At 39.2% G+C, this 8,114-nt stretch carries 7 protein-coding genes and 1 other annotated feature; of the genes, 1 reads left to right on the forward strand and 6 read right to left on the reverse strand.

Annotated features, from left to right (window positions below):
• Positions 1 to 181: 181 nt before the first annotated feature.
• Positions 182 to 1,072 carry a PhzF family phenazine biosynthesis protein gene (locus tag N9I19_RS23300; protein WP_317779129.1) on the reverse strand — a complete coding sequence of 297 codons (891 nt, stop codon included), beginning with the start codon at positions 1,070 to 1,072 and terminating at the stop codon, positions 182 to 184.
• 169 nt (positions 1,073 to 1,241) lie between these two features.
• Positions 1,242 to 1,493 (forward strand) — a binding site (T-box leader).
• A gap of 67 nt (positions 1,494 to 1,560) precedes the next feature.
• On the opposite strand from N9I19_RS23300, the gene N9I19_RS23305 reads away from it, so the two are divergent.
• The gene (locus N9I19_RS23305) at positions 1,561 to 2,382 is read left to right on the forward strand and encodes an ATP-grasp domain-containing protein (RefSeq protein ID WP_317779130.1); all 822 of its coding nucleotides are present in this window, start codon (positions 1,561 to 1,563) and stop codon (positions 2,380 to 2,382) included.
• A gap of 220 nt (positions 2,383 to 2,602) precedes the next feature.
• Here the strand turns inward: N9I19_RS23305 and galE are convergent, their stop codons facing one another.
• The 5 genes from galE to N9I19_RS23330 form a co-directional block, all read right to left on the reverse strand.
• On the reverse strand, positions 2,603 to 3,574 hold the full coding sequence (gene galE / locus N9I19_RS23310) for a UDP-glucose 4-epimerase GalE (protein WP_089362754.1): 972 nt from the start codon (positions 3,572 to 3,574) through the stop codon (positions 2,603 to 2,605).
• 228 nt (positions 3,575 to 3,802) lie between these two features.
• The gene (galU, locus tag N9I19_RS23315; protein WP_089362753.1) at positions 3,803 to 4,690 is read right to left on the reverse strand and encodes a UTP--glucose-1-phosphate uridylyltransferase GalU; all 888 of its coding nucleotides are present in this window, start codon (positions 4,688 to 4,690) and stop codon (positions 3,803 to 3,805) included.
• Between the two features lie 342 nt (positions 4,691 to 5,032).
• Complete coding sequence (locus N9I19_RS23320) at positions 5,033 to 6,775, reverse strand: phospho-sugar mutase (protein WP_317779131.1); 1,743 nt, start codon at positions 6,773 to 6,775, stop codon at positions 5,033 to 5,035.
• Positions 6,776 to 7,080: 305 nt separating this feature from the next.
• Positions 7,081 to 7,722, reverse strand: coding sequence for an NAD(P)-dependent oxidoreductase (locus N9I19_RS23325; protein WP_317779132.1), 642 nt, complete (start codon positions 7,720 to 7,722; stop codon positions 7,081 to 7,083).
• 138 nt (positions 7,723 to 7,860) lie between these two features.
• A partial coding sequence (locus N9I19_RS23330; RefSeq protein ID WP_317779133.1) for a hypothetical protein occupies positions 7,861 to 8,114 on the reverse strand: 254 nt, incomplete at its 5' end.

Here is an 8,114-nt window from a genome sequence, read left to right on the forward strand (position 1 = left end):
CCCAAAGCCATAGTGGAGCCTGTAAGCTGAAAGATAAGGATTGAATTGCAAAAGATCCCAAAGGCAGCACCTAATTCAGAGATGATATTTCCCATCCAAATGAAAAGGAATGAACGGTTCTTTAAAATATGCTTATCATTCAACCGCCCATCCCTTTTACTTTGTACCCCTTCATTCACCGTTAGACTTCCACTTCAAATTCATTAACATAGACAGCATTCCCTGTGATTTCAATATCATAGGTGTCTTGGTTTTTTGTGGCCGTAACGCGAACTCTGCCATCCTTTCCGATTTCATTCCCCTGTTCTATTAACAGGTGCAACTGATTTTCACGGTCATTCTTTATGTATTTTGCATAATAAGCACCCATTACACCTGAAGCCGTTCCTGTAACCGGGTCCTCAAGTGTACCTGAAAATGGCGAAGAAAAATGCCGAGCATGCATATGGGCATCCTGATCGTACGTTTCCAAGCAAAACGGATGAACAGAAGCTCTGGGCATTTCCTTTAATATTTGCGGAAACAGGTTATTGTTCGCCTTCATCTTTTTGAATGCATTGCGTTCTTTAATCGGAATCAGTAGAGTCCATAAACCTGTACTTCCATAAATAATAGGTAACTCTGCGTCTAGATCTTCTATATCAAGTCCAAGCGAACTGGCTAAATCCCCCTTATCTCCGCTAAACTCTTCAAACTGCGGAGTGGCCTGCTTCATCGTTATGTATAGATCTTGGTCCACCGTCGAATGGATCTTGATTGGCAATATTCCCGCTCCCGTTTCAATCGTCAGCATATCTTTATCCAATAATCCCCTTGTCTTCAGTGCATGAATGGTAGCCATTGTGGCGTGTCCGCAAAGATTCATTTCGTGTCCTGGTGTAAAGTAACGGATTCTAAGATCGGCAATATCGGATTTAATGGGAAACGCGGTTTCATTGAACCCCACCTTCATCGCTATATCCTGCATTTCCTTTTCCGTCAGTCCATCCGCATCTAAAACCACACCTGCCGGATTTCCTTTATTCGGTTTATTACTGAACGCATCGTAATGGAATACCCTTGCCATTTTCAAATATAACATCTCCTATTAAATGATTGACGTTTCTATTGAATAGTAATTCTATGTCCTTTATAAAATCCCTTCCAATCATCCTATATAAAGAGAAATAACCGTTTTTCCTGCTGGTAATAATCATTGATTTTTTTTTCTGACTATTATACAATAACTCAAATTATCTATTTAACATTCCATGAAGAGAAAGAGTACGTTATATTTCTGTTCCAAAGAGAGCTGGTGCTTTGCTGAAAGCCAGTGTCCAGATAATAACCGAAGATCATCTCCGAGAAGTAAAGCCGAACCTTTAGTAAGCTTTACCGGTTTCCTCCGTTATAAGGGACAACATACAATTATGTTTATAAAGGACAGCAATGTGCTTTCTAAGCATTCCATTAAACAAGAGTGGTACCGCGGGTTTTTGAATCTCGTCTCTTAAAGAGACGGGATTTTTTGTTTTTCCTGGTTAAATCAATGAAAATAAAGGCAAAGCAGGTGAAGGTCTAATGCAGACACTATTATTCGTAACAGATTTATACTATGAAGCAAAAGGAAGAAATTATTATGAGGAGGATTTGTTCCTTACTTCGGAACTTAGGGAAGATTTTCAATTGGTCATTTGTCACCCTGAAGACACTGAAACATTTGAAAAGGATTTTGACCTAATTGTATTTCGAAATGCTGGTCCAGTAGCAAATTTTAAAGATAAGTATCAAGCATTCCGCAATAGAGCGGCTACTGGTTTGAAAACTTATAATTCATTTATTGGAAAGGCTGATATGAACGGGAAAGAATACTTAATTGAACTGACGAATGCCCAATTTCCTGTCATTCCAACTATCGATACCCTTGATTCTTTAAATAAACTTCCTAATGTAGCATTGTACATAGTGAAGCCGAAAGATGGTGCAGATTCCATCGGTTTGGAATTTGTCACGAAAGATGAATTGGGAGATAAAATCGATTCAGAATCAAAGAACCTATTGGTACAACCTTTTATCAACTTTGAGTATGAGGTTTCATTTTATTTTATCGATAAGGAATTTCAGTATGCTCTTTATGCACCAGACAAAGCGAAAAGATGGGAATTAAAGGAATATACACCAACAGAAAAAGATTTAGCCTTTGCCCAGCAATTTATTGAATGGAATAATCTTGATTGGGGGATTCAACGAGTTGATGCATGCCGGAATGAGCAAGGTGAACTTTTATTGGTTGAACTGGAAGATTTAAATCCCTATCTTTCCTTGCTGGAATTAACTGATGAGACCCGTCAGAACTTTGTAAAAGCGATGAAAAAATCAATACAGAAAGCTCTTCAAGCTTAGAATAACAAAGAAAGACTTTTAATTAAGTCGTTTCAGATGGACGCAAAAATTCGTGAACGGACGAATAACTGGCTAGCCGAGATCCCACAGACGCGTGCTTTGATGAGGCTTGGCATACAGTCGGCGGGCGAAATCAAATGGAACGTTTTTTAACTAAAAAAACTGCAGGCAAACTCGCTTTTCTTCGAGTTTGTCTACAGACTGAAACGACTTTTAATTGTTAAACTATCTGTGATTTATGCCATTTCCATGCACTTTCAATAATCTCTTCCAAATCTATTGATGCTTTCCATCCAAGTTCTTCATATATCTTATTAGCTGAAGCAACCAGACGGGCTGGATCTCCAGGGCGACGGTCTGCATACTCTATGGTCGGCTTCACTCCTGTGACCTTTTCACAAGTGTCGATTACATCTTTAACCGAAAATCCTTTTCCATTCCCAAGATTGTAGATGGCCGTATCCTTCTTCCCGGACAATAGGGCTTGAAGCGCGATTATATGAGCTTTGGCTAAATCCGTTACATGAATATAATCACGAATGCAGGTGCCATCTTTCGTGTCATAGTCTGTACCAAATACGGAAATCTTCTCTCGTTGACCTAATAAATGCTGTAAAATAATAGGAATCAGATGTGTTTCCGGATCATGACTTTCACCGATTTCTGCCGACACATGTGCTCCAGCCGCATTAAAGTAACGTAAAACCACATAGTGGAGTCCATATGCATTTGCAAAGTCGCTTAAGATTTGCTCCACCATCAATTTCGAGCGGCCATATGGATTAATCGGATCAGTTGGCTGATCTTCATCAATCATATCCACATTTGGTATACCGTAAGTAGCTGCCGTTGATGAAAAAATGAAATTCCTAACATCATGCTTGAGCATGGTATTCACTAATGTAAGAGTTGCACCAACATTATTATCATAGTATTTATAAGGGTCTTGGACAGACTCACCAACCAAGCTATTAGCAGCAAAGTGCATTACAGCTTTAATGGGATATTTAAGGAATATTTCATTCAAGACCGCTTCGTCCCCTAAATTACCTTCTACCAAGATGGCCTTCGAATCGACCAGCGAAGGAAAACCGGTTGAGAGATTATCCAGAATGACAACCTCTTCTGTATTCACTAACTCTTTTACAAGATGACTTCCAATATATCCTGCACCGCCAACGACCAAAATCATATAATATTTACCCTTTCTTTTTAAACTGACTTCTTTACGTTATAAGTTCTCCCAACAAACCTCACGTGTCTTAAGAATTGGGCGTCCCTGGATCGCACACTTTAGCCCTTTTAGCCATAATAATCCCCTCCAGGCAGTCGTGTACAATCCAAAATTGTTACTGGTCTTAGTACACTCTCTACCTAAAGGGGATAGTATCACATAGGTGTTTTCTCTAATTAAAATGGTCTATCTGATTCCTGCTTTATGCATCTTGAGGATATTTTCCATTTCTTTTATAATGTCGTCTCTTAAATCAGGACGTTGAAGGGCAAATTCAATTGTCGTTTTCACAAAGCCATCAACAACTCCTACATCATAACGTTTTCCTTCAAAATCGTAAGCGAAGACTTTTTGGATTTCATTCAGTTTTTGGATAGCATCCGTTAACTGGATTTCACCGCCAGCTCCTGTTTCCTGCTTAGCTAAGAAATCAAATATTTCCGGGGTTAGTATGTATCTTCCCATGATGGCTAAATTGGATGGTGCCGTTCCTTGTTCTGGTTTTTCAACGAATCGGTTCACTTCGTATCTTCTGCCTTCTTGAGTAAGCGGGTCAATGATGCCGTATCTATGTGTTTCATTCTCATTTACTGGCTGCACTCCAATGATGGACGAACCTGTCGCATCATATTCGTTGATTAATTGACGTAATGATGGCACATCGCTTTGAACGATGTCATCGCCTAAAAGGACTGCAAATGGCTCATCACCAATAAAGTTACGTGCACACCAAACAGCATGTCCAAGGCCTCTCGGTTCTTTTTGCCTAATGTAGTGGATATTAGCTAAATTCGATGGGTATTGTACCTTCTCCAATAAATCGAATTTCCCTTTTTCCCTCAAGTTATTCTCTAGTTCGTATGCATTATCAAAATGATCTTCTATCGCACGTTTATTCTTTCCAGTGACAATGATAATATCTTCGATTCCCGCTTTCACGGCTTCTTCTATAATATATTGAATAGTTGGTTTGTCCACTATTGGCAGCATTTCTTTTGGCATTGCCTTCGTAGCAGGCAAAAATCTAGTTCCCAATCCAGCTGCAGGAATTATAGCCTTTTTTACTTTTTTCATACTCTTGTTACTCCTCCATATCAACTTTAAAAATTAAATCCAAATAATTTACAATTTTTTCTTAATCACCATATTAATAGTAACATAGTCTGGTTTTTTGTTAAAATGTTTGTATATTCAATACTTTTTATATCCTATTTATTATATACCAATTTCTTCATAATTTAAAACTTATTGGGTAAATCTTTCATCTACAACTGTATAGACACATAAATTGACACTATTCACCGTCTCTAGCTTGGAACGGAACGTCTGATAAAGTAAACATGGCCCTTTCCCGAACGAATATCAGGAAAAGGCCTTATTTTCTTGATTATACGGCTGTCAGGTCCAAAGACTGACTTATTTAGTACTATTGATCATCCCATTAATTTTTTCCATGAAAGCATTCATGACTAGGTTCAACTTCAGCTCGGCTTCTTCCATCGTTTCACCTTGGATTCCGAAATAGAATTTGATTTTAGGTTCTGTCCCAGATGGCCGTAAGCATACCCATGTGCCATCCTCAAGGAAGTACTTAATTACATTTGATTTAAGTAAATCAATGACTTCTTCCTTATCGGTGCCCACCGTCAGCTTCATGCCGCTTTGATAATCCTCCTGCACAGTTACAGCTTTTCCGGCTATTTGCTTTGGAGGATCCTCACGGAATTGATTCAGTATCCCTTGAATCTGCCCAGCGCCTTCGATCCCCTTTAAGGTCAATGACTGGAGTCCCTCCAGGTAATATCCGTACTTTTCAAATATATTTAGCAAACCTTCATATAGGTCCATGCCCTGCTTTTTATAGTAGGCACACACTTCCACCGCAAGAACGGCAGCTTGGATCGCATCTTTATCACGGGCAAAATCCTTGATTAAATAGCCATAACTTTCTTCATACCCGAATAAGAATGTGTGCTTACCGCTTTTCTCATATTCGTTGATCTTTTCAGCGATGAATTTAAAACCCGTTAATACATCAATGGTCCCTAAGCCATATTCATTTGCGATCCTGCGGCCTATTTCAGAAGTCACTATCGTTTTTAAGACAACTCCATTGGGAGGTAAAGTGCGTTTCGATTTCTTTTCTTTTAAAAGATAATCCAATATTAGTGCACCAGTTTGGTTACCTGTAAGCACTACATATTCGCCATTCTTATTTTTAACGGCGATACCGAGCCGATCTGCATCCGGATCTGTTGCGATCAACAGGTCCGCCGATACCTCATTTCCTAATTCAATGGCCATTTCAAATGCTGCATGTTCTTCAGGGTTCGGTGATTTGACTGTCGAAAAATTGGGATCAGGCAATTCCTGCTCTTTAACAACATGTACCTTATCGTATCCCAGATCTTTTAAAGCCCGCCTAACCGACTTATTTGCTGTGCCATGAAGTGGTGTGAATACTACTGTCACATCAACTTCTTCGCTTAGATTTCTGTTTTCGGGCACAGTAAGCAACTTTTCATTATAAGCGGCATCGATTTCCTCTCCGACAATCTCAATGAGGCCCTGTGCTTTCAATGCCACTTCATCTTTTACCGAAATGGCAAGTTCATTTTCAATCGCATTCACGAATTCAATCACTTTATCAGCAGTAGCCGGAGGAAGCTGGGCACCATCTGGTCCGTACACTTTATAGCCATTATACTCAGGGGGATTATGACTTGCCGTGATAACGATCCCAGCATAGGCATTCAGTTCTCGAACGGCAAAGGATAACTCCGGCGTTGGTCTTAACTCATCGAATAGATAAGCCTTGATCCCTTCAGTAGCCAAGGTCTTGGCTGCTTCCAAGGCAAATTCAGGTGATTTAAAACGTGAATCGTAGGCAATCGCGACACCTCTGCGTTTTGCTTCATCACCCATCGATTGCAGATAATGGGCTAATCCCAATGTTGCTTTGCGGACTGTATAAAGATTCATTCGATTGGTACCTGCCCCAATTTCCCCGCGCATACCGCCTGTGCCAAATTCCAAGTTCTTATAAAACGCATCTTCAATATTTTTTTCATCATCTTGCATCTTGTTAAGTAATGACTTCATTTCCTCATCAAGGGCTTCGAAATTCACCCATGAGTGGTAAGAACATTTATAATCCATTTTCACATTGTCCTTCTTTCTTTCTGGTTCCCTGTTGGGAAATCTAGATGTTCTGCTAAAGACTAACAGTTATCACTGAAATAAAAAAAAAGCCATTCATAGGACTTTCTTCGCTATATTATCAGCAATAAATGGATATCAGTCAATATTTTCAACATAAAAAGGTTTGTTAGGGATGGATAATCAATTGAATTTGAATGGAGGCAATAATCAGGGGATGGCGATAGATTCGGTGATCTTGGACATCAGCCACTGCCTTAAGACAGGGGCTGATGTCCACTATAATGGATCACCTTACAAACAAATTATTCAGCTTCGGCAACAACCGTAAAGCGTTGATTGATGTGTTGCGGTTTTTCTATTTCATCAAGTACTGCAAGGGCAAAATCGGCATAGCTTACATAACTTTCACCTTTTGAGTTTACAAGAAGGTTGTCTTTACCCAGTTTATACTCACCTGTTCTATTTCCTTGCGGATCAAAGAAGGCTGAAGGACTGATGAACGTCCATTGGATTCCAGTGGCATTATTTAAATCCTCAAGGTTCTTGGATTGATTAGATGCTGTTGCAAAGTATTCTTTCGGGAATTCAGGTGTTTCCAGTACACGTATCGTTTTCGCCTCGTCAACGAAAAGGCTTCCAGCTCCGCCAACAACGATCAGTTTAGTTTGAGGAGCCCCTTTCATGGCGTCAATTAAGGTTTTTCCTGCATCGACATGCAGATGTTCTTTCCCTGGTGCAGCACCAAAGGCATTCACTACCACATCAAATGCTTTAATATCTTCAGCTTTCAGATCGAATAGGTCTTTTTCCTGTACGGATGCTCCTTGAATTTGGACTTTGGCTTGATCCCTGACAATAGCCGTAACTTCATGCCCCCTAGTCAATGCTTCTTTTAAAATCATACTTCCAGCTTTTCCGCTCGCACCAATAATACCTATTTTCATTTTCAAATTCCTCCTATATCGTTTTTGAACCCTTAATTGAATTCTTAATTGTAACTTAATTACTTACATGTAATAATATAAGTTACAAGTCACTGATTTGTCAAATATATTTTATCCTGCCTTTAGTCTTATGAGTCATTACGATTGGTAAGTTTCGATTTTCGATGATATATTCCGGTTTTCGATGATATATTCCGGTTTTCGATGATATATTCCGATTTTCGATGATATATTCCGGTTTTCGATGATATATTTCGATTTTCGATGATATATTCCGGTTTTCGATGATATATTACTATTTTCGCCGATATATTCCGATTTTCGATGATATATTCCGGTTTTCGATGATATATTCCGGTTTTCGATGATATATTCCGATTTTCGATGATATA

It is taken from the genome of Peribacillus sp. CSMR9, from assembly GCF_033141925.1.
GTDB lineage: Bacteria > Bacillota > Bacilli > Bacillales > DSM-1321 > Peribacillus > Peribacillus simplex_A.

Excerpts from the sequence above, each read along its gene's own strand:
- N9I19_RS23305 (WP_317779130.1), top strand. The coding sequence starts at position 1,561 with ATGCAGACACTATTATTCGTAACAGATTTATACTATGAAGCAAAAGGA.
- galE (WP_089362754.1), bottom strand. The coding sequence starts at position 3,574 with ATGATTTTGGTCGTTGGCGGTGCAGGATATATTGGAAGTCATCTTGTA.
- galU (WP_089362753.1), bottom strand. The coding sequence starts at position 4,690 with ATGAAAAAAGTAAAAAAGGCTATAATTCCTGCAGCTGGATTGGGAACT.
- N9I19_RS23320 (WP_317779131.1), bottom strand. The coding sequence starts at position 6,775 with ATGGATTATAAATGTTCTTACCACTCATGGGTGAATTTCGAAGCCCTT.
- N9I19_RS23325 (WP_317779132.1), bottom strand. The coding sequence starts at position 7,722 with ATGAAAATAGGTATTATTGGTGCGAGCGGAAAAGCTGGAAGTATGATT.